This window comes from Nocardioides sp. Z30_9 (assembly GCF_058215735.1).
The window spans coordinates 1,300,709-1,319,686 of the sequence record NZ_JBZAJF010000002.1 but is presented as its reverse complement, the minus strand read 5'-3'; the positions used below and the strand labels follow the sequence as shown (position 1 = coordinate 1,319,686).

General features: G+C 72.2%; 17 protein-coding genes and 1 riboswitch. Of the genes, 5 read left to right on the top strand and 12 right to left on the bottom strand.

The window, feature by feature from the left end:
- Positions 1–36 precede the first annotated feature (36 nt).
- Positions 37–184: riboswitch (cobalamin riboswitch) on the bottom strand.
- A gap of 27 nt (positions 185–211) precedes the next feature.
- The 6 genes from AC4BGB_RS17045 to AC4BGB_RS17020 form a co-directional block, all read right to left on the bottom strand.
- Positions 212–1,192 carry a hypothetical protein gene (locus AC4BGB_RS17045; RefSeq protein WP_490548106.1) on the bottom strand — a complete coding sequence of 327 codons (981 nt, stop codon included), beginning with the start codon at positions 1,190–1,192 and terminating at the stop codon, positions 212–214.
- Complete coding sequence (locus AC4BGB_RS17040) at positions 1,189–2,757, bottom strand: prenyltransferase/squalene oxidase repeat-containing protein (RefSeq protein ID WP_490548105.1); 1,569 nt, start codon at positions 2,755–2,757, stop codon at positions 1,189–1,191. The genes AC4BGB_RS17045 and AC4BGB_RS17040 overlap by 4 nt, the downstream gene beginning before the upstream one ends.
- 708 nt (positions 2,758–3,465) lie before the next feature.
- A complete protein-coding gene (gene gatB / locus AC4BGB_RS17035) occupies positions 3,466–4,986 on the bottom strand; it encodes an Asp-tRNA(Asn)/Glu-tRNA(Gln) amidotransferase subunit GatB (protein ID WP_490548104.1) in 1,521 nt (506 codons plus the stop codon).
- The gene (gene gatA / locus AC4BGB_RS17030) at positions 4,983–6,533 is read right to left on the bottom strand and encodes an Asp-tRNA(Asn)/Glu-tRNA(Gln) amidotransferase subunit GatA (protein WP_490548103.1); all 1,551 of its coding nucleotides are present in this window, start codon (positions 6,531–6,533) and stop codon (positions 4,983–4,985) included. The genes gatB and gatA overlap by 4 nt, the downstream gene beginning before the upstream one ends.
- Positions 6,530–6,841: an Asp-tRNA(Asn)/Glu-tRNA(Gln) amidotransferase subunit GatC gene (gene gatC, locus AC4BGB_RS17025; RefSeq protein ID WP_490548101.1), complete on the bottom strand. Its 312-nt coding sequence runs from the start codon at positions 6,839–6,841 to the stop codon at positions 6,530–6,532. Before gatC ends, gatA begins: the two co-directional genes overlap by 4 nt.
- 49 nt (positions 6,842–6,890) lie before the next feature.
- Complete coding sequence (locus AC4BGB_RS17020) at positions 6,891–7,298, bottom strand: nuclear transport factor 2 family protein (protein WP_490548100.1); 408 nt, start codon at positions 7,296–7,298, stop codon at positions 6,891–6,893.
- Between the two features lie 105 nt (positions 7,299–7,403).
- Between AC4BGB_RS17020 and AC4BGB_RS17015 the strand changes: the two genes are divergently transcribed.
- Positions 7,404–8,306, top strand: a complete 903-nt coding sequence (locus AC4BGB_RS17015; protein WP_490548099.1) for an SGNH/GDSL hydrolase family protein — start codon at positions 7,404–7,406, stop codon at positions 8,304–8,306.
- Positions 8,307–8,309: 3 nt separating this feature from the next.
- On the opposite strand, the gene ligA is transcribed toward AC4BGB_RS17015, so the two are convergent.
- Positions 8,310–10,424 (bottom strand): NAD-dependent DNA ligase LigA, encoded by a 2,115-nt coding sequence (gene ligA, locus AC4BGB_RS17010; RefSeq protein ID WP_490548098.1) that lies wholly within the window; start codon positions 10,422–10,424, stop codon positions 8,310–8,312.
- A gap of 95 nt (positions 10,425–10,519) precedes the next feature.
- Between ligA and AC4BGB_RS17005 the strand changes: the two genes are divergently transcribed.
- Together AC4BGB_RS17005 and AC4BGB_RS17000 are read left to right on the top strand one after the other, a co-directional pair.
- The gene (locus AC4BGB_RS17005) at positions 10,520–11,860 is read left to right on the top strand and encodes an MFS transporter (RefSeq protein ID WP_490548097.1); all 1,341 of its coding nucleotides are present in this window, start codon (positions 10,520–10,522) and stop codon (positions 11,858–11,860) included.
- Positions 11,861–11,986: 126 nt separating this feature from the next.
- Entirely contained in the window at positions 11,987–12,766 is a 780-nt protein-coding gene (locus tag AC4BGB_RS17000) for a hypothetical protein (RefSeq protein WP_490548096.1), read from the top strand.
- 25 nt (positions 12,767–12,791) lie between these two features.
- Here the strand turns inward: AC4BGB_RS17000 and AC4BGB_RS16995 are convergent, their stop codons facing one another.
- From AC4BGB_RS16995 to AC4BGB_RS16980, 4 genes are all read right to left on the bottom strand, one after another.
- Entirely contained in the window at positions 12,792–13,331 is a 540-nt protein-coding gene (locus AC4BGB_RS16995; RefSeq protein WP_490548095.1) for a type 1 glutamine amidotransferase domain-containing protein, read from the bottom strand.
- A 59-nt stretch (positions 13,332–13,390) separates the two neighbouring features.
- The gene (locus tag AC4BGB_RS16990) at positions 13,391–14,362 is read right to left on the bottom strand and encodes a uroporphyrinogen decarboxylase/cobalamine-independent methonine synthase family protein (protein ID WP_490548094.1); all 972 of its coding nucleotides are present in this window, start codon (positions 14,360–14,362) and stop codon (positions 13,391–13,393) included.
- A gap of 72 nt (positions 14,363–14,434) precedes the next feature.
- Positions 14,435–15,565, bottom strand: coding sequence for a tRNA 2-thiouridine(34) synthase MnmA (gene mnmA / locus AC4BGB_RS16985; RefSeq protein WP_490548093.1), 1,131 nt, complete (start codon positions 15,563–15,565; stop codon positions 14,435–14,437).
- Positions 15,565–16,749, bottom strand: coding sequence for a cysteine desulfurase family protein (locus tag AC4BGB_RS16980; protein ID WP_490548092.1), 1,185 nt, complete (start codon positions 16,747–16,749; stop codon positions 15,565–15,567). Before AC4BGB_RS16980 ends, mnmA begins: the two co-directional genes overlap by 1 nt.
- A gap of 86 nt (positions 16,750–16,835) precedes the next feature.
- Between AC4BGB_RS16980 and AC4BGB_RS16975 the strand changes: the two genes are divergently transcribed.
- Positions 16,836–17,180 carry a GntR family transcriptional regulator gene (locus AC4BGB_RS16975; protein ID WP_490548090.1) on the top strand — a complete coding sequence of 115 codons (345 nt, stop codon included), beginning with the start codon at positions 16,836–16,838 and terminating at the stop codon, positions 17,178–17,180.
- A gap of 6 nt (positions 17,181–17,186) precedes the next feature.
- On the opposite strand, the gene AC4BGB_RS16970 is transcribed toward AC4BGB_RS16975, so the two are convergent.
- Positions 17,187–18,011, bottom strand: a complete 825-nt coding sequence (locus tag AC4BGB_RS16970) for a hypothetical protein (RefSeq protein ID WP_490548089.1) — start codon at positions 18,009–18,011, stop codon at positions 17,187–17,189.
- A gap of 191 nt (positions 18,012–18,202) precedes the next feature.
- On the opposite strand from AC4BGB_RS16970, the gene AC4BGB_RS16965 reads away from it, so the two are divergent.
- On the top strand, positions 18,203–18,916 hold the full coding sequence (locus AC4BGB_RS16965; protein WP_490548088.1) for a hypothetical protein: 714 nt from the start codon (positions 18,203–18,205) through the stop codon (positions 18,914–18,916).
- The last annotated feature ends 62 nt before the right edge of the window (positions 18,917–18,978 follow it).

The following is an 18,978-nucleotide window of genomic DNA, read 5'->3' as shown; positions in this document are numbered from 1 at the left end:
CCCGCTGCGTTCCGCGACAGCGTGCGTGGAGTGACGTCCACATCGGGTGCTCCGGCTCGCCGCACGAGGCGGCTCACGGTTGCGGGTCAGCGCCGGAGTTGCACCGGCTTCCCCCGTCTGCGGGCGTGACATTGACTTGTAGTGGGTGCCCGAAGGCCGGGCAACCGTAACACCAGTTCAGGGAGGTCTGAGCCGGGAGAGGCGAGAGGTCCTAGGCACCCCTCCGGTTGCGCAGCCACACCCCTCCGCCAGCGGCGCCGGCGAGTACGACGATCAACGTCGCCGGCACCCACAGCGGCAGCCCGCCGTCCTCCCGGTCCCCGAGCGACCCGTCCGTGGTGGCGCTGGCGAGGCCCTCCCCCGCGTCACCTCCGGAACCGGCCGCCGGGGTCGCACCGCTGTCGGGGCTCGTGGACGGCGACCCCAACGCCGAAGGAGCGTTCGTGGAGACACTCGCGCCCGCCGAGGGAACCGCTGCCGACGGGACCCCCGAGGCCGCCGGTCGTGCCGGCCCGGACTGGCCCGGGACCTGTGGCTTCGCCGTCGGCGCCTGCACGTTCCCCTGGTCCGCGGCCTCACCGGGCGCCTTGGTCGGCTTGGTCGGCTTGGTCGGCTTGCTCGGGGCGGCTGGCTTGCTCGGTTTGCTCGGCTCGGCCGGCGCCTTGGTCGGTGCCTTGGTCGGGGCCTTGGTCGGGGCCACCGGGGCCCTGGCAACCGGAGGCACCCCAGGAACGTCGGTGTCGCCGCCGTTCTGGAAGCTCCACGCCACCGACCCGCCGTCGGGGACCTTCAGGGTGGACACCCCCGCGCTCGCATAGCTCCAAGCGGAGGCGCCCTTCTTCGCCCAGAACAGCCCCCAGTAGGCGTCCGCAGGCGAGGTGGTGGAGCAGTCCGCGCCCGCGGGCGCGGACTTCACCCGGCACACGAAGCCGCCCGAGCCGCCGACGTACTCCAGCGGGAACCCGGCTGAGGCAAAGATCGTGCTGGCGTACTTCCCACCTCCGTCGGGCGCACACGCGGTCTGGACGCCGCCTCCCGCGCCACGCCCGAAGTCGACGACCACGCTGACGCCACCGGCCGCGCTGCACTGTGCTGCCGACGCCGGCGGCACGACTCCCACCAGGCCGGCCGCCACGGCGAGCGCCGTGACGACCAGCCCGGTGAGGGTGTGCCTGCGCATCCGCGAGGTCACCGGACCACGCGGATCGTCCGGGCACCGCGGCGGATGTCGCCGAAGGCTCCGTAGGCGGCAATCCGTTTGACGCCCTTGGCGCGGCCCACCCGGAACTGCGCCTTGAACACACCCTTCGGTGAGGCGACCCCGCGACGGGTGGGCTTGCCCTTGTAGTACACGGTCGTCTTCTCACCCGGTGCCAGCCCGGCCACGGTGACGGTGACCAGCCGGGAGCGCTTGATGCGCTTCTTCGAGGTTCGCACCGCCAACTTCTTCGCGCCCAGCACCTTGACCGTGCGCGAGGCGCGGTGCCCGTGGTCGTCGACGACGGTGTAGGTGCGGGTCGCCGTACCCGCGGGCAGGGTGACGTTCTTCCTCCAGGTGGGGCCGGTGGCCGTGCCGGTCGTGGTGGCGACACCCGGGCCGGACAGCGTCAGCCGGTGACCCGCCCTGGTGCCCGAGACGCTCAGCGTGAGCGTGCTCCTCGCCTTCCGGTAGTCCGCGGGAGCCACCAGGCTCAGCGACCCGGTCGCGGAGGACGGCAGCCACCGCAGGGCCGAGAGGCTCTGCGCGGTGGCACGGACGAACACCGTCCGGCTGCGCTCGTCGAGGCCGTCGGCCGCAGCCTCCTGGTAGCTCGCATCGTCCACGGCGATGGCCCCGGTCTCGGCTGCCAGGCGGGCGGGGCCACCGTGGCGAGCCTGGTGCCGGTAGAGCCAGGCCGCTGCCCTCTCCGACGCGGCGTTCCCACCGAGGGCGCGTGCCGCGAGGCCGGTCGCGTTCGCGTTGCCGGCGCCGGACGCGCTCCACGAGCCGTCGGCCCGCTGCTGGCCGGCCAGCCAACGCCGCGCCTTGGCCACCGCGGCCGACACGGCCGGGTTCCCGGTGACCGAGGCCAGCTCGACCACAGCGAGCGCCGTGGCGTCGACGGAGGGGACACTGGTGCCCTCGACGCAGTCGTTGCCGGTGGTGAACGAGTCACGCAGGTAGCCCGAGGGGCACTGCTGGCGGAGCAGGAACGAGGTGACGTCTGCGGCCTTGGTCGATCCCGCGGTCGCGAGGGCGCGCGCCGCGAAGACTTGGGAGACGACACTGTCGTAGGCGCCGGTGAGCGCCCCCGCCCGGCCGGTGCTGGTGTCCACCTTGGACTCGACCTGCCCGACCAGGTCCCCGGGACCGAAGGTGGCCGGGTTGCGCCCGGCCAGGTCTGCGAGGACCAGCAGCTTGGCGGCCTGACCGGGCCCGTAGCCGGCGTACTCCGCAGCGTCGTCCTCGACCGCGTCGGTCATCTTCTGGACCGCTGCCGGCTGCTGGCCAGCCTCGACGAGGGACTCGACGGCGTCGATGGTCAGGCCCTGGTCGTCGTAGAGGACCCAGTCGCCCGTGGCGGAGTCCGCGTAGCCGCTCTGCAGCAGGCCGTTGCTGGCCTGAGCGACCAGCCAGGCTGCCCCTGTCTGGACACCCACCGGGTCGCGTGGGGCGGCCTGGGCGGGCGTGGTGGCGAGGATCGCGCCGGAGATGACCAGGCCTGCGGAGGCGACGTACGCCCCGAGCCTGGTGGTGGTGCGCGCAGCTGTGCGCATGAGTTGGTTCCTTCCCGCTGCACAGCGGGAGGCACACATGACTCGTGGACCACCCGCTGCTTTCCACGACAGCGTGTGTTCGAAGACGTCTGAAGTGGGTGCTCCGGCTCGTCGTCACTGCGAACAGATGACGACCTACGGTTGCGGGTCAGCGCCGGACTTGGACCGGCTTTCCCCAACGACGAACGTGATGGATGTGGAGTTGTGGCCCCGACGGGGCTGGCCGGACCGTAGCACGCCGAGCGGGCGTGAACAGACACGCCAGGTGGTGGGCCGGGCGTCAGGTGGGCCGGGCGTCCAGCAACCCCAAGGTGGTCGAGCAGCGAGCGCAGTCGAGACCACGTGAGGTGAGCCGGAAGGCAGAGGTACGACGAGCCTCGGGTCGGGCGTCCGGCGACCCCCAGGTGGTCGAGCAGCGAGCGCAGCGAGTGGCCAGTCGAGACCCCGCCAGGTGATCCTGCACGTGCATCTCTCCGACGCAGCGATCCGCGGCGACGGCCTCCACCTCGCCCGGGTCGAGAGCACCCGCACGGGGGTCACCGCCGAGCAGATCCGTCACCCCGAGTGGTCTCGACTATCCGCTCACTTCGCTCGCTGCTCGACCACCATGGGTCGCGTGCCCCGGCGTACGGCTGCCTTTCGGCTCACCCCGAGTGGTCTCGGCTGTCCGCTCGCTGGCGCTCGCTGCTCGACCACCTTTATGGCCTTCTAGGCGAGGCGTTCCAGGATGAGCTCGCGGACCCGGCCGGCGTCGGCCTGGCCGCGCATCTCCTTCATCACCGCGCCGATCAGGGCACCGGCGGCGGCCACCTTCCCGTCGCGGATCTTGTCGGCCACGTCGGGGTTGGACTCGATCGCGCGGTCGACCGCGGCGCCGAGGGCACCGTCGTCGGAGACGATCGCGAGCCCGCGGGCCGCGACCACCTCGTCGGGGGTCCCCTCACCGGCGAGCACGCCGTCGAAGACCTGGCGGGCCAGCTTGTCGTTGATCGCGCCCTCGTCGACCAGGGCCTGGATCCGGGCCACCCCGACCGGGGTGATCGGCAGCGCGGAGAGCTCGGTGCCGAGCTCGTTGGCGCGGCGGGCAAGCTCGGAGAGCCACCACTTCCGGGCGCTCTGCGGCGAGGCGCCGGCGGCGATGGTCTCCTCCACTAGCGGCAGCGCCCCGGCGCCCACGGTGTCGCGCATCTCGAGCTCGGAGAAGCCCCACTCGGCCTGCAGCCGGGCGCGGCGCTCGCGGGGAGGCTCGGGCAGTGCCAGCCGAAGCTGCTCGACCCACTCGGGGTCGGGCGCGACCGGCACCAGGTCGGGCTCGGGGAAGTAGCGGTAGTCGTCGGCGTCGGACTTCTCGCGGCCCGACGTGGTGACCCCGGTGTCCTCGTGCCAGTGACGCGTCTCCTGCAGGATCGAGCCACCGGAGGCGAGGATCGCGGCCTGGCGGCCGATCTCGTAGCGAGCGGCCCGCTCCACCGAGCGCAGCGAGTTCACGTTCTTGGTCTCGGTGCGGGTGCCCAGAGCGCCGGTCCCGGCCGGGGCCAGCGACAGGTTGACGTCGCACCGCAGCGACCCCTGCTCCATGCGTACGTCGGAGACACCGAGCCCGAGCAAAAGCTCGCGCAGCTGGGCGACGTAGGCACGGGCCACTGCCGGCGCCTTCTCACGCGCGCCCATGATCGGGCGGGTGACGATCTCGATCAGCGGGATGCCCGCACGGTTGTAGTCCACCAGCGAGTAGTCGGCGCCGTGGATGCGCCCGGTGGAGCCGCCGACGTGCAGCGACTTGCCGGTGTCCTCCTCCATGTGCGCGCGCTCGATCTCCACGCGGAAGGTCTCCGGACCGTCCGGGCCGGCGATCTCGACGTCGGTCCAGCCGTCGAAGGCGATCGGCTCGTCGTACTGGCTGGTCTGGAAGTTCTTCGGCATGTCCGGGTAGAAGTAGTTCTTCCGGGCGAACCGGCACCACTTCGCGATCGAGCAGTTCAGCGCGAGGCCGATCCGGATCGCCGACTCAACGGCCTTGGCGTTGACCACCGGCATCGAGCCGGGCAGGCCCAGGCACGTGGGGCAGGTGTGGGTGTTGGGCTCGCCGCCGAAGTGCGCCGGGCAGCCGCAGAACATCTTGGTGTTGGTGTTCAGCTCGACGTGGACCTCGAGGCCCATCGCCGGGTCGAACTTCTCCAGCGCCTCCTCGAAGGACAGGGTCTCGACCGTGGTGGCGGAGTTGGTCATCGTGTGAGCCCCTTGTCGAGCTGGTCGTCGAGCTTGTCGGGATCGATCAACGGGCCGCCCCACTGCTGCTCGAGCACGGCCTCCAGGGCCGCACCGACGCGGTAGAGCCGGTCGTCGGCCAGCGCCGGCGCCAGGACCTGCAGCCCCACGGGGAGGCCGTCCTCCTCGGCGAGACCGACCGGCAGCGAGATGCCCGGGATGCCGGCGAGGTTGGCCGGGATGGTGGCGACGTCGTTGAGGTACATCGCCAGCGGGTCGTCGAGCTTCTCCCCCAGCCGGAACGCAGTGGTCGGCGAGGTGGGCGAGACGAGCACATCGGCCTGCTCGAACGCGGCCTCGAAGTCACGGCTGATCAGCGTGCGCACCTTCTGGGCCTGGCCGTAGTACGCGTCGTAGTAGCCGCTGGAGAGCGCGTAGGTCCCCAGGATGATCCGGCGCTTCACCTCGTCGCCGAAGCCCTGGTCGCGGGTGGCTCGCATGACCTCCTCGGCGCTGGGCGACTCCACGCCCTCGGGCAGCACCCGGAGTCCGTAGCGCATCGCGTCGAAGCGGGCGAGGTTGGAGGACGCCTCGCTCGGCATGATCAGGTAGTACGCCGCGAGCGCGTGCACGAAGCTCGGGCAGGAGACCTGCACGACCTCGGCCCCGGCCTTGACGAGCAGCTCGACCGCCTCGTCGAAGCGCTGCTGCACGCCGGGCTGGTAGCCCTCGCCGCCGAGCTCGGTGACCACGCCGACCCGCAGGCCGCTGAGGTCGCCCAGCGCGCCCGAGGTGGCGGAGTCGACCACCGGCGGGACGGGCTGGTCGATGCTGGTGGAGTCGAGCGGGTCGTGGCCGCCGATGATCTCGTGGAGCAGGGCGGCGTCGAGCACGGTGCGCGTCACCGGCCCCGCCTGGTCGAGCGAGTTGGCCATCGCGACCAGGCCGTAGCGCGAGACGCCGCCGTAGGTCGGCTTGACGCCGACCGTGCCGGTGACCGCACCCGGCTGCCGGATGGAGCCGCCGGTGTCGGTGCCGATCGCGAGCGGGGCCTCGAACGCGGCCACCGCAGCGGCCGAGCCGCCTCCGGACCCGCCCGGGATCCGGTCGAGGTCCCAGGGGTTGTGGGTCGGTCCGTACGCCGAGTGCTCGGTGGAGGAGCCCATCGCGAACTCGTCCATGTTGGTCTTGCCCAGGATCGGCAGGCCGGCTGCCTTGAGCCGCGCGACCACCGTGGCGTCGTACGGCGGCACCCAGCCCTCGAGGATCTTCGAGCCGCAGGTGGTGACCAGGCCCTCGGTGGTGAGCACGTCCTTGACCGCGACGGGGACACCGTCCAACGGCGACGCGAGCCGGCCCGCGGCCCGGCGCTCGTCGGAGGCCGCGGCCGCAGCGAGGGCGCCCTCGGCGTCGACCTGCAGGAACGCGTTGACCTCGCCGTCGACCGCAGCGATCCGGTCGAGGAACGCCTGGGTCAGCTCGACGCTGGTGGTCTCGCCCGATGCGAGCGCCTCAGCCAGGGCAGCACCGCTGCGCTGGACCAGGGGAAGGCTCTTCGCGGCGCTCACTGCTCGTCACCCAGGATGCGGGGAACGGCGAAACGCTGGCCCTCGACCGCAGGGGCACCGGAGAGCGCCTGTTCGGGGGTGAGCGAGGGACGTACGACGTCCTCGCGGAACCGGTTCACCACCGGCAGCGGGTGCGAGGTCGGCGGGATGTCGTCAGCCGCGACCTCGCTGATCGAGGCAACGGACTCCAGGATCACCGAGAGCTGCGGAGCCAGGTGGTCCAGCTCCGCGTCGTCGAGGTCGATCCGCGCGAGGTCCGCGAGGTGGCGGACCTCCTCGCGGGCGATCCCCTCGGTGGGCTCAGGCATGGGTCGACCCAGCAATAGCAAGCATGGGCACCATCCTAGATGTGGCGCGTCACGCCCCACTTCCGGGCGGGTCGGGCCGGACCGCCTGGTTCGGGGTCAGCGCCGTGCAGGCACAGCGCCAGCCTCCAGGTCGGCGGACGAAGACGTCGGTGGTCCACTCGTCGGCCGCGAACGGCTCGTTGCGCCACTCCCCGCGGTTGGTGCCGTGGGACAGGACGACGGCGATGTCGCCGTACACCCTGGCGTCGAGCAGCTCGAAGGCCATCTCGGAGTGGGTCAGGTCGCCTGACTCGACCATCGCGAGGAACGACCCCCGATCCCCCGGCCCGCCTTCGGGCCCGACGATCACCCAGTCAGGCTCGGTGAAGGAGCCGATCCTCACCGAGTCGTTGGAGACGATGGCTTCCGCCCACTGGTCGAGCAGAGCCTGGAAGGTGGCGCGATCCTCGATGTCCATGCCATCCATCATCGGGGAGGCGTCCCCCTCGCGTCTTGGACGAAAGGGCGGGCAGCAGTTCCCCACCAGGCGGCGGATACGGTCGGGACCACAGACTGGAGGCACATGTACCGGCCCGAACCTGCGTCAGCACTGCGGTTGACCGCGCTGCTCTTCGCCCTGCTCCTCGTCGTGAGCGCCTGCTCCTCCACCGGCAGCAAGAATGCTGCGAGCACCGAGGAGGACGCCCCGTCCGCCCCTGCCGGGTCGATGACCTACGTCGCGCTGGGCGACTCCTACACCTCCGCCCCGCTGGTGCCGGTCACCGACGTGGCCAACGGCTGCTTCCGGTCCTCGAACAACTACCCCACGCTGGCGGCGCGCGAGCTCGGCGTCACGCTCCTGGACCGCAGCTGTGGCGCCGCGGAGACCAAGCACCTCATCGCCAGCCAGTACGCCGGAGTGGCCCCCCAGCTCTCCGCGCTCGAGGCCGGGACCGACCTGGTGACCATCGGGATCGGCGGCAACGACGGCGGCGTGTTCAACCAGCTGGTGAGCCGGTGCACCGAGCTGCGGGCCCAGGACCCGGCCGGCGCCCCGTGCGAGCGGGAGATGACGGCGGGCGGCGAGGACAGGCTGCTCGCGACCCTGGCGCAGACGGCTCCGCGGATCACCTCCGCCCTGCGCGAGGTGCAGCGGCGCTCCCCCGACGCGAAGCTCCTGGTGGTCGGCTACCCGGAGATCATCACCGCCGACGAGACCTGCGCCCAGCTGCCACTGGCCCGGGGCGACTACGCCTACGCGGCGAAGATCAACCGCGCGATGGTCACGATGCTGCGGGAGTCCGCGGAGACGACCGAGGCGACCTACGTCGACGTGTTCGGCGCCAGCAAGGGACACGGCATCTGCTCCAAGGACCCGTGGTTCAACGGTGCGGTCACCGACCAGGAGCGGGCAGCGGCCTACCACCCGTTCGCCGCGGAGCAGGCCGCCGTCGCGAAGCTGGTCGTCGCGGCGGCGAAGGGCTGAGCCTCACACCGAGCCGTTCTCGAGCAGCCGCTTGAACCCGGCCTCGTCCAGGATCGGCACGCCGAGCTGCTCGGCCTTCTCCGCCTTCGAGCCGGGGCTCTCCCCCACCACCACGTAGTCGGTCTTCTTGGACACGCTCGAGGACGCCTTCCCGCCCCGGGACAGGATCGCCTCCTTGGCGCCGTCGCGGCTGAACTCGACCAGCGACCCGGTCACGACCAGGGTCTTGCCCTCGAGGGTCCTCGGGGTGGACTCGTCGCGCTCGTCGGCCATGGTGACCCCGGCGGCCTCCCACTTGTCGACGATCGCGCGGTGCCAGTCGACCGCGAACCAGGCCACCACGGCCTCCGCGATCGTGGGCCCGACCCCCTCGGCCGCGGCGAGCTCGGCCTCGGAGGCGCCACGGATGGACTCCATCGAGCCGAACTCCCCCGCCAGCGCCCGGGCCGCCGTGGGACCGACGTGGCGGATGGAGAGCGCGACCAGGACCCGCCACAGCGGCGCCTGCTTGGCCTTGTCGAGGTTGTCCAGCAGCCGCCGGCCGTTGGCGGAGAGCACCGGCTGGTCGCCCTCGCCCTTCTTCGGCGCCCGGGTGAACAGCGGGGCCCGGAGCAGCTTCTCGGCGCCGAGGTCGAACACGTCGCCCTCGTTGTCGAGCACCCCCGCGTCCAGCAGTGCCACCGCGGCCTCGTAGCCGAGGCCCTCGATGTCGAAGGCGCCGCGCCCGGCGACGTGGAAGACGCGCTCGCGCACCTGGGCGGAGCAGAACTGGTGGTTGGGGCAGCGCAGGTCCTTGTCGCCCTCCTTCTCCTGGGCCAGGGGCGTGTTGCAGGCCGGGCACTCGGTGGGCATCACCCACTCCGCCAGGCCCTCGGGACGCAGGCCGAGGACCGGCCCGAGGATCTCGGGGATCACGTCGCCGGCCTTGCGCAGGATCACGGTGTCGCCGGGGCGCACGTCCTTGCGCTTGACCTCGTGGGCGTTGTGCAGGGTGGCCATCTCGACCGTGGAGCCGGCCACCTTGGTCGGCTCCATCACCCCGAACGGGGTCACCCGGCCGGTGCGGCCGGTGTTGACCTCGATCGCGAGGAGCTTGGCGTTGACCTCCTCGGGCGGGTACTTGTACGCGATCGCCCACCGGGGTGCTCGGCTCGTCGAGCCGAGCCGCCGCTGCAGGCTGACGTCGTCGACCTTGACCACGACGCCGTCGATCTCGTGCTCCACGTCGTGGCGGTGCTCGCCGTAGTGCTCGACGAACTCCTCCACGGCCTTGAGCCCTTGGACGACCTTCGCGCGGTCGCTGGTCGGCAGGCCCCAGGCCCGCAGTGCGGCGTACGCCTGCGACTGGGCCTTCGGCTCGAAGCCCCTGCGAGCCCCGATGCCGTGGCAGACCATCCCGAGCGCCCGGGTCGCGGTGACCTTGGGGTCCTTCTGGCGCAGGGAGCCCGCGGCCGCGTTGCGGGGGTTGGCGAACATCGGCTTGCCGGCGTCGACCATCGCCTCGTTGAGCCGCTCGAAGGCCTTCACCGGCAAGAACACCTCGCCGCGGACCTCGATCAGCTCCGGGACCGGGAACTCCTCGCTGGACTTCAGCCGGTGCGGGATGGAGTCGATCGTCTTGACGTTGGGGGTCACGTCCTCGCCGGTGCGGCCGTCGCCACGGGTCAGGGCGCGCACCAGCCGGCCGTCCTCGTAGAGCAGGTTGATCGCGAGGCCGTCCACCTTCAGCTCGCACAGGTACGCCGGGTCGGTGACGCCGTCACGCCCGAGGCGAGCGGCCCAGCTCTCGAGCTCCTCGAAGGAGAACGCGTTGTCCAGGCTCTCCATCCGCTCGAGGTGGTCGACCGGGGTGAACTCGGTGGAGACCGCGCCCCCGACCTTCTGCGTCGGCGAGTCGGGCGTGCGCAGGTCGGGGACCTGCTCCTCGAGCTCCTCGAGGCGCCGCATCAACAGGTCGAAGTCGGCGTCGGAGAGGGTCGGGTCGTCCTTGACGTAGTAGCGCCACCGGGCGTCCTCGACCTGCTCGGCAAGCACACGGTGCTCCTGGCGCAGGTCGGCGAGCGGGTCCTGCTCGGTGGTGTTGTCACTTGAGCTCTGCGTCTCGGTCACGGGGACCATCTTGCCGGGTGGCGCCGACAGGTGCCGAGCCGGACGAACGAAGATCGACGCGCCGCAGCGGAATGCCAGCGGCCGGGAATTGGTTGCTACCCGCAATGTCTTCCTCCAGAACCGAGACCGGCGCGCGCCGGGTCCCGCTCCTCGTCGGCCTGCTGTTCGGGCTCGCAGGGCTGGGCAGCTCCTCGGCCGCGATCGCCCTGCCCGTGATGGGCGCCGACCTCGACGTGTCCACCGGTGTCGGTGCCTGGGCGATCAGCCTCTACGTGCTGATGCTGGCCGTGACCACCGCGCTCTACGGACGCATCTCCGACCTCGTCGGGATCCGGCTCCCCCTCGTCGCCGGGGTCACCTTGATGACCGTCGGCGCGCTGGCGGGGGCGCTGGCCCCCAACTTCGGGGTGCTGCTCGTGGCGCGTGTCTTCCAGGGCGCGGGCGCGGCCGCCGTACCCACCCTGGGCGTGGCAGTGGTGAGCCGGCTCTACTCCGGCTCGGCGAAGGGCGCGGCCCTGGGGCGTGTGGCCGGGCTGGCGGCAGCCGTGAGCTGCCTGGGCCCGCTGGCCGGCGGCCTGGTCGAGGGGCTCTTCGGCTGGCGCGCGGTGATCGCGCTCCCGATGCTCGGGATGCTGCTGGTCCCCCTGCTGTGGCGCTCGGTCCCGACCGAGGGCAGTGGCGCCCGGCTCGACCTGTTCGGCGGCGCCCTGGTCGCCGCGACCGCCGCTGGTGTGGTGCTCGTGGTGCAGTCGCCCTCGACCGGACCGGTGGTGGGCGTCGTCGGCGCCGTGCTGGCCGTGGTCGGCGTACCGGCCGTGGCCGCGTGGGTCCGCCGCCGTCCGCACGGCTTCCTGCCGCTCACGGTCATCCGGAACCCCGCCGTCGTGCGCAGCGCGCTGGCGGCCGCGGCCGTGCCCGCTGCCTGGTTCGGGCTGCTGATCGCGGTCCCGGCCGTGATGGTGGGCCAGGGCTGGGAGCCGTGGGAGGTGGGCGTGGCACTGGTCCCCAGCGCGGTCGCCGGGCTGCTGGCACCCCGGCTCGCCGGCCCGTTGCTCGCCCGGGTCGGCTCGACCCGGTCGCTGGCCGTGGCCGCGATCCTGTCCGTGGTCGCGATGCTCGTCGCCTCGCTCGGCGCCCACGTCGCCTCGGCCACGCTCATGGTGCTCGCGGTGGTCGTGGTGACCGTGGCGTTCGGCCTGGGACAGCCCGCGCTGATGGAGGCGGTCGGGGACGCGGTGGGCGACGACGTGCGCGGCGTCGCGCTCGGCGTGGCCAGCCTGTTCTTCCTCGTCGGCGGCGGCATCGGCTCAGCAGTGGTCGGGGGCCTGGGGTCGGTGCTCGGGATGCCCTACGCCCTGCTCCTGATCGCGATCCTGCCGGTCGCCGGCCTCCTGGGCCTGGTCCCGCAGCTGCGGGTCGCACCCGTGGGCCGCGTGCTCGACTGACCCACTCCAGTTCGACGCGACCCGAGCCGAACAGGCATGGTGGGCGACGTCACGGCCACGGAACGAAACATCTGGGACCCCGGATGCGTCATACGACGTGGACCCACCCTCGACCCCACGGGACACATGGCACAGGAAACCGATGAACAACCCAAGCTAGGCATCTCCCCGGCGCAGGTCGCGGGCAGCGCCCTGGCGGCCGTCTCCGGCGCCGTCCTCGCCTCCTTCGCAGGCGTGACCGGCACCATCATCGGCGCCGCCGTCGGCAGCATCGTCGCCACGGTGGGAGCCGCGATCTACACCTGGTCGCTGCGGCGGACCAGCGCTGCCGTACGCCGCCGCGCCGCCCAGGTGCGCCAGACGGCGCTGCTGACCGGCCAGCAGCCGCGGACCGTGGCCCAGGGCCCGATGCGCTCCAGGAACAACACCGACGACCCGACCCCGGCGGAGCAGGCGGCTGCGGACGCGGAGGCGGACGAGGCCGACGAGGACCAGGACTCCGTGCGCCGTGCACTGCCGTGGGGCAAGCTCGCCATCGCGAGCGTGGGCGTCACCGCGCTCGCCCTGGGCGGGATCACCACGTTCGAGGCGGTCACCGGGCAGCCGATCTCCTCGCTCGTGGGCGGGGACGACAGCAAGGGCACCACCGTGGGCAACGTCGTCGGCAAGAAGGAGCCGGCCGCCCCGCAGAAGCAGCAGCCCACCGAGGAGCGCAACACACCCCAGGACGAGTCCTCCCAGGCGCCGGAGCCCGAGCAGGACTCAGAGCCCAGCGAGGGTCCCGCGCAGCCGGAGAACTCGACGCAGCCCGAGCCCAGTGCCCCGGGCGAGCCGCTTCCGCAGCAGCCGGCTCCCTCGAGCGAGCCCGAGGGAGCCCCGCCGGCGGAGCCGTCCCAGGCCCCCTGACCAGGCCCCGGAGGGGGCCGGGCGGTCAGCCCACCAGTGCGGTGCTGATCGCCTCGACGAACGCCGGGAGGTCGTCGGGGTTGCGGCTGGTGATCAGGGGGCCGTCGACGACGACCTCCTCGTCGACCCAGGTCGCGCCGGCGTTCTGCAGGTCCATCGCCAGGCTCCCGAAGCTGGTCAGCCTGTTCCCCTCGGCGAGACCTGCGTTGATCAGCAGCCAGGGTCCGTGACAGATGACCGCGACGACCTTGTCGGCGTCGTAGGCCTCCTTGACGATGCTCTGGGCGTCCTCGTCGAGCCGCAGGTGGTCCGCGTTGACGGTCCCGCCGGGCACCACCACGGCGTCGAACACCGAGATGTCCACGTCGCTGAGGCTGCCGTCGACCTCGACCTTCTGGGTCTGTGTGGTGTCGCCCTCGACCGCCTGGATCGCGTTGCCGCTCGAGGAGTACACCTTGACCTCGGCCCCCGCCTTGGCGAGCTCGTCACGAGGCGTGACCAGCTCGGCCTCCTCGAAGTAGTCGGTCGCGATGATGGCGATCCGCTTGCCGTCCAGGTCGTCCATGTCACTCCTTCTCATCGGTTTGCCTGTGTCGTACCCAGCCGGGATCGATGACAAGCACGTCAGCCGATCTCGGCGGCCGCTTCCTGCAGTGCCCGCAGCGTGCCTGCGGCGTACGACGCACTCGCGCCCGCCATCCCGCACGACGGGGTGAGGACCAGCCGGTCCGCCACCTCCTCGGGGTCGAAGCCGAGCATGTCGAGCAGGCGCAGCACCCGCTCCAGCGGGGCCTTGACGGCCGGGACGTTCTCGCCGGTCGAGGCCACCACGCCCAGGAAGACCGTGGAGCCCTCGTCGATGGCGACCGCCAGGTCCTCGTAGGCGTCCACCGGCAGCACCGCGAGGTCGACCGAGACTCCCCCGGCACCCGAGCGCCGCAGCAGCTCGATCGGTACCTCCGCCGCGCAGCAGTGCACCAGCGTCGAGCGGGAGCCGGCCGCACCGAGCACCCACTCCAGGGACTCCTGCGCCTCCGGCGGCTTCACCGAGCGGTGCCGGCTGAACCCCGACGCCGTGGGCACCTGTCCCCCGAGGACGTAGGGCAGCGCGGGCTCGTCGACCTGGAGCCACAGCTCGGCGCCCGGCACGCGGCGCTGCACGTCGTCGAGGTGGACCGCGACCCCTTCGGCGAGTGCCTGCGCCAGGTCGCGCCTGGCGCCGAGGTCGGAGAGGACCTTGTCGCCGCGGGGCTTCTCGACGGTGGCGGCCAGCGTCCAGGGTCCGGCCACCTGGACCTTCAGCGGACCCGCGTAGCCCTGGAGCTGCTCCTCCAGCACGTCGAGGTCCTGCGCCAGCAGCGAGCGCGCCCGACGGTGGTCGACGCCGGCGGCGTCGGTGAGCCGCCAGCCCGCGGGCTGCAGGTCGAAGCCGAGGTGCGCCACGACCGCAGCCGCCCGCCCAGTCAGGTCGGCGGCCGGGCCACGGGCCGGGAGCTCGGGCAGGAACGGCATCCCGGTCAGGGCGTCCGCCACGACCTGCACCGACCTGGTGAAGTCCACGCCCGGCATGGAGCCGATGCCTGTTGCCGCGGTCACGTGGTGGTCCTGTGGGGGCCGGCGGGACCCCACAAATGTTGGATCGGAACGTCGAAATGGCCGCTCAACACGTCACAACCCAACATTTGTGGGGACGGGACCCGTCCGCCGGGTGGAGGTGATCGTGGCCGAGCCGACCACGCGGGAGCCGTCGTAGACCACCACGGCCTGACCGGGGGCGATGCCGGAGGCTGGGTCGAGGAGGTCGACCTCGACGTTGTCCTCGACGACGGTGAGCCGGGCGCGGTGCTCGGCGCCGTGGGCGCGCAGCTGCACCGAGCAGTCCAGGGGTACGCCGGGAGCAGGAGCCGTGCCGCACCAGCGGGGACGGATCGCCTCGAGGCCGGAGACCTCCAGGGACTCCCGCGGTCCGACCGTGACGGTCCCGGAGACAGGCTCGATGTCGAGCACGTAGCGGGGCTTCCCGTCCTCGGCAGGGGTCCCGATCCGCAGGCCCTTGCGCTGCCCGATCGTGTAGCGCCAGGACCCCTCGTGCTCGCCGAGCCGCTCGCCGTCCTCGGTGACGATCGAGCCGCCGCTGTTGACGCCTCGGCCGGACTCGGCGAGCTTGTCGGCCAGCCAGCCGCCGGTGTCACCGTCGCTGATGAAGCAGATGTCGTGGCTGTCGGGCTTGGCCGCGACCGCCAGGCCGCGCCGGGCGGCCTCCTCGCGGATCACGGACTTGGGGGTGTCCCCCAACGGGAACATCGAGTGCGCGAGCTGGTCCTGGGTGAGCACACCGAGCACGTAGGACTGGTCCTTGGACATGTCCTCGGCCCGGTGCATCTCGATCAGCCCGTCGGCGCCGGTGCGCAGCTGCGCGTAGTGCCCGGTCACCACCGCGTCGAAGCCGAGCCCGATCGCCCGGTCCAGGACCGCGGCGAACTTGATCTTCTCGTTGCAGCGCAGGCACGGGTTCGGCGTACGGCCCTCGGCGTACTCGCTGAGGAAGTCCTCGACGACGTCCTCGTGGAAGCGCTCACTCATGTCCCAGACGTAGAACGGGATCCCGATCACGTCGGCGGCGCGGCGGGCGTCGTTGGCGTCCTCGATGGTGCAGCAGCCGCGGGCACCGGTCCGGTAGGACTTCGGGTTGCGGGACAGCGCGAGGTGGATGCCGGTGACGTCGTGGCCCTGCTCGGCGGCGCGAGCAGCGGCGACCGCAGAGTCGACGCCGCCCGACATGGCTGCGAGGACCCGCATCAGCGCCTCGTGGACTGGGTCGCGTTGCGGGCGCGGGCCACGACCGGGCCGATCGCCGCGACGAGCGCGTCCACGTCGTCCTGCGTGGACGTGTGCCCGAGCGAGAACCGCAGCGAGGACCGCGCGAACTCCTCCGAGGAGCCCATCGCGAGCAGGACGTGTGAGGCCTGGGGCACGCCGGCGTCGCAGGCCGACCCCGTGGAGCACTCGATGCCGCGCGCGTCCAGCAGCATCAGCAGCGAGTCGCCCTCGCAGCCGGGGAACTCCAGGTGGGCGTTGCCGGGGAGCCGGTGCTCGGGGCCTGGTTCCGGGTCGCCGTTGCAGATCGCGTCCGGCACCTCGCGGCGTACGCCGGCCACGAGCTCCTCACGCAGCACGGAGAGCCGCTCCGCGAGCTCGGGCTGCTGCTCGACGGCCAGCTCGCAGGCCACCGCGAACCCGGCGATGGCCGGGGGGTCGATCGTGCCCGAGCGGATGTCGCGCTCCTGGCCACCGCCGTGCAGCAGCGCGGTGGGGTGCAGCTCGCGCCGCACGAGCAGGGCGCCGACCCCGTAGGGGCCACCGATCTTGTGCCCGGTCACCGTCATCGCGTCCACCCCGGACGCCTCGAAGTCCAGGGGCAGCTGGCCGAGCGCCTGCACGGCGTCGGTGTGTACGGGGATGCCGTGCGCGTGCGCGATCTCGACGACCTCGCGGATCGGCTGCACCGTGCCGACCTCGTTGTTGGCCCACATCACCGTCACCAGCGCGACGCTGTCGGGGTCGGCCTCCAGCGTCGCCCGGAAAGCCTCGACGTCGAGGCGCCCGAGCTTGTCGACCTCGACCAGCTCGACCTTGGCGCCCTCGGTGGCCAGCCACAGCAGCGGGTCGAGGACGGCGTGGTGCTCGATCGGGGTGCTCAGGATCCGCACGCGGCGCTGGTCCTCCGCGCGCCGGGACCAGAACAGGCCCTTGACGGCCAGGTTGTCGGCCTCGGTGCCGCCGGAGGTGAACACCACCTCACCGGGACGGCACCCCAGGGCACGGGCGATCGTCTCGCGGGACTCCTCGACCACCCGCCGGGCATGGCGGCCCGAGGCGTGCAGGGAGGACGCGTTGCCGACCCGGCCGAGCTGGGCAGTCATCGCGGCTGCCGCTTCGGGGAGGATCGGCGTCGTCGCCGCGTGGTCGAGATAGACGGTCATCGCTGGCCCAGCCTACGGCGTGCCGCGTGGTGGTCCGGTGGCGCAGCCGGATTGACACAATGCATGGTACGAATGAGACTCGGCGGGTGATCACCATCGATGCCCAGTCACCCGAGCCGCCGTACGTGCAGGTCCGCGAGCAGGTGCGCGCCCAGGTGGCCTCCGGGGAGCTGGCGCCGGGCACCAAGCTGCCGACCGTACGCCGCCTGGCCGGCGACCTCGGGCTGGCGACCAACACTGTCGCGCGCGCCTACCGGGAGCTGGAGGCACTGGGCGTGATCGAGACGCGTGGGCGCGCCGGCAGCGTGGTCACCGGAGCCGGAGTGGACCGGGCGGCGCGCCAGGCGGCCCACGAGTACGCGGCCACGCTGCGCTCGCTGGGACTGGACGCGGAGGCAGGGGTGGACCTGCTCAGGCAGGCGTTCGACTGAGAGCCCTCAGGCGCGGTGCCGGCCGGCCGGCACCGCGACCGCGCGCCGCTTCCTCGACCGCCACGCCAGCCCGGCCCCCGGGACGACCAGCGCCGTCGCGAGCAGCAGGACCCACAGGCTCACGGTCGCGCCCGTCATCGGCAGCGCCACCTGCGGGCCCCCGGCCAGCGGCCCCAGGACGGCCGAGCCGGAGGACGGGCCGGCGACCTGGGTCGGCCCGGCGTCGCCGGCTCCCACCGTGCCCGGCGGACCGGCGACGACGGTGCCCCCGTGCGCGGACTGGGCGTGCAGACGGGTGCCGAAGGAGACGGTGTCGGTCATCGTCGAGTTCGTCGCCGCCCCGGGAAGCGTGACCGTGATCCGCAGGGACCAGGTGGCCCCGGCGGGCATCTCGTCGGTCAGCCGCACCCCCGCGTCCAGCGCGGAGAAGGGGCCGCTCCACAGCGGCACCGGGCCCGACTCGTCCAGCCGGTCGACCCCGACCTGCAGCCACCCGGAGAGCTCCCCTCCGTCGGCCTCGCAGCGCTCGTCCGGCTCCCGGGTCTCCGGTCGCACGCACCCGTTCTCCCCGTCCGTGACGCCGAAGGAGGACAGGTCGACACGGGCGTCGGAGGGCGAGTCGTTGCGTAGACCCAACTCGGCCGCCCGCGTCAGGCCGGGCACCAGCCGGTCCACGTCCAGGAGCGGAGCACCCGGTTCGTGAGTGAAGCCCCGGCCGTCACCCGGCACGTCGACGAGCAGGCCCGGAACCGCGGCGGTAGCAGGCGCAGCGGAGCCGCACAGCACGGCAACCACGGTCGCGGTCAGAACCAGCAGGCGGCGCAAGGTCATCCCTCGTCTCGGGTCGATCAGGGACCCGACACTGTGCCAGCGCCGTCTCCTCCCCACATCCCCAATCCTGAGGAAAGCCGGGCGGCAACGCTTTCAACAATTCTGGTGATGCGGCTGCCCCGGCGTGACAGCGAGGCTGTGGGCATTCGCAAACCACCGCCGCGACTGCGGCATCTGCAGGGGAGAAAACCATGAACAAGAAGATCCTTCGGGGCAGCCTCGCCGGCGTCGCCGTCATCGCCCTCGCAGCCGGCGGCAACACGCTGGCCGCATGGTCCGACTTCGACGAGATCGCCGGCAACAACGCAGGAGCCGGTGTCCTGAAGCTCGACGTCGACCCGAACAAGAGCAGCGACTTCAAGTTCGACGAGGTCAAGATGGCTCCCGGCCAGATCGCGACCCAGCGCAACGTGTACGTCGCCAGCAACGCCGGCGACTCGACGCCCAGCGGCAGGTTGTTCATGAGCCTGAAGGACCTCGACGGCATCGAGGACGGCTGCAACGGCAACGCGGAGGTCCTCGCCGACAAGAACTGCGCGGACACCAACGGGGACGGCCAGTTCGTCGAGGACGCGCTCCTGCAGGTGACCTCCTACGCGGTGAACAGCCCCGGGCAGTGCACCCAGTCATACGCACCCGGTGGCAAGCAGGTCACGGCCAGCCACAACGGCTCGCTCAAGTTCTGGGCGAGCAAGACCGCCCCGTATGAGCTCACCGGCGACCTCTCCGACAAGGGCGGCGCCAACCGCTCCTACCTGGCTCCCGGCCAGGGCCTGTGCGTGTCGATGACGCTGAACCTCGCCACCTCGGTGGACAACGCCTCGCAGGGCGACGCCGCCTCGTTCCTCACCAGGTTCGACCTCGAGCAGGCGCCGAACGGCACGCCGAGGACCCCGATCGCCTAGCGCGACCCAGGTGGGGCCAGCCCAAGACCGGCCCCACCTGACCGCACCGAACCGGACACGAG

What these genes read in the sequence shown, in the direction of transcription:
- AC4BGB_RS17040 (WP_490548105.1), bottom strand. Translation starts at nt 2,757, where the DNA reads ATGCGCACAGCTGCGCGCACCACCACCAGGCTCGGGGCGTACGTCGCC.
- gatB (WP_490548104.1), bottom strand. Translation starts at nt 4,986, where the DNA reads ATGACCAACTCCGCCACCACGGTCGAGACCCTGTCCTTCGAGGAGGCG.
- gatC (WP_490548101.1), bottom strand. Translation starts at nt 6,841, where the DNA reads ATGCCTGAGCCCACCGAGGGGATCGCCCGCGAGGAGGTCCGCCACCTC.
- AC4BGB_RS17020 (WP_490548100.1), bottom strand. Translation starts at nt 7,298, where the DNA reads ATGGACATCGAGGATCGCGCCACCTTCCAGGCTCTGCTCGACCAGTGG.
- AC4BGB_RS17015 (WP_490548099.1), top strand. Translation starts at nt 7,404, where the DNA reads ATGTACCGGCCCGAACCTGCGTCAGCACTGCGGTTGACCGCGCTGCTC.
- ligA (WP_490548098.1), bottom strand. Translation starts at nt 10,424, where the DNA reads ATGGTCCCCGTGACCGAGACGCAGAGCTCAAGTGACAACACCACCGAG.
- AC4BGB_RS17005 (WP_490548097.1), top strand. Translation starts at nt 10,520, where the DNA reads ATGTCTTCCTCCAGAACCGAGACCGGCGCGCGCCGGGTCCCGCTCCTC.
- AC4BGB_RS17000 (WP_490548096.1), top strand. Translation starts at nt 11,987, where the DNA reads ATGGCACAGGAAACCGATGAACAACCCAAGCTAGGCATCTCCCCGGCG.
- AC4BGB_RS16995 (WP_490548095.1), bottom strand. Translation starts at nt 13,331, where the DNA reads ATGGACGACCTGGACGGCAAGCGGATCGCCATCATCGCGACCGACTAC.
- mnmA (WP_490548093.1), bottom strand. Translation starts at nt 15,565, where the DNA reads ATGCGGGTCCTCGCAGCCATGTCGGGCGGCGTCGACTCTGCGGTCGCC.
- AC4BGB_RS16980 (WP_490548092.1), bottom strand. Translation starts at nt 16,749, where the DNA reads ATGACCGTCTATCTCGACCACGCGGCGACGACGCCGATCCTCCCCGAA.
- AC4BGB_RS16970 (WP_490548089.1), bottom strand. Translation starts at nt 18,011, where the DNA reads ATGACCTTGCGCCGCCTGCTGGTTCTGACCGCGACCGTGGTTGCCGTG.
- AC4BGB_RS16965 (WP_490548088.1), top strand. Translation starts at nt 18,203, where the DNA reads ATGAACAAGAAGATCCTTCGGGGCAGCCTCGCCGGCGTCGCCGTCATC.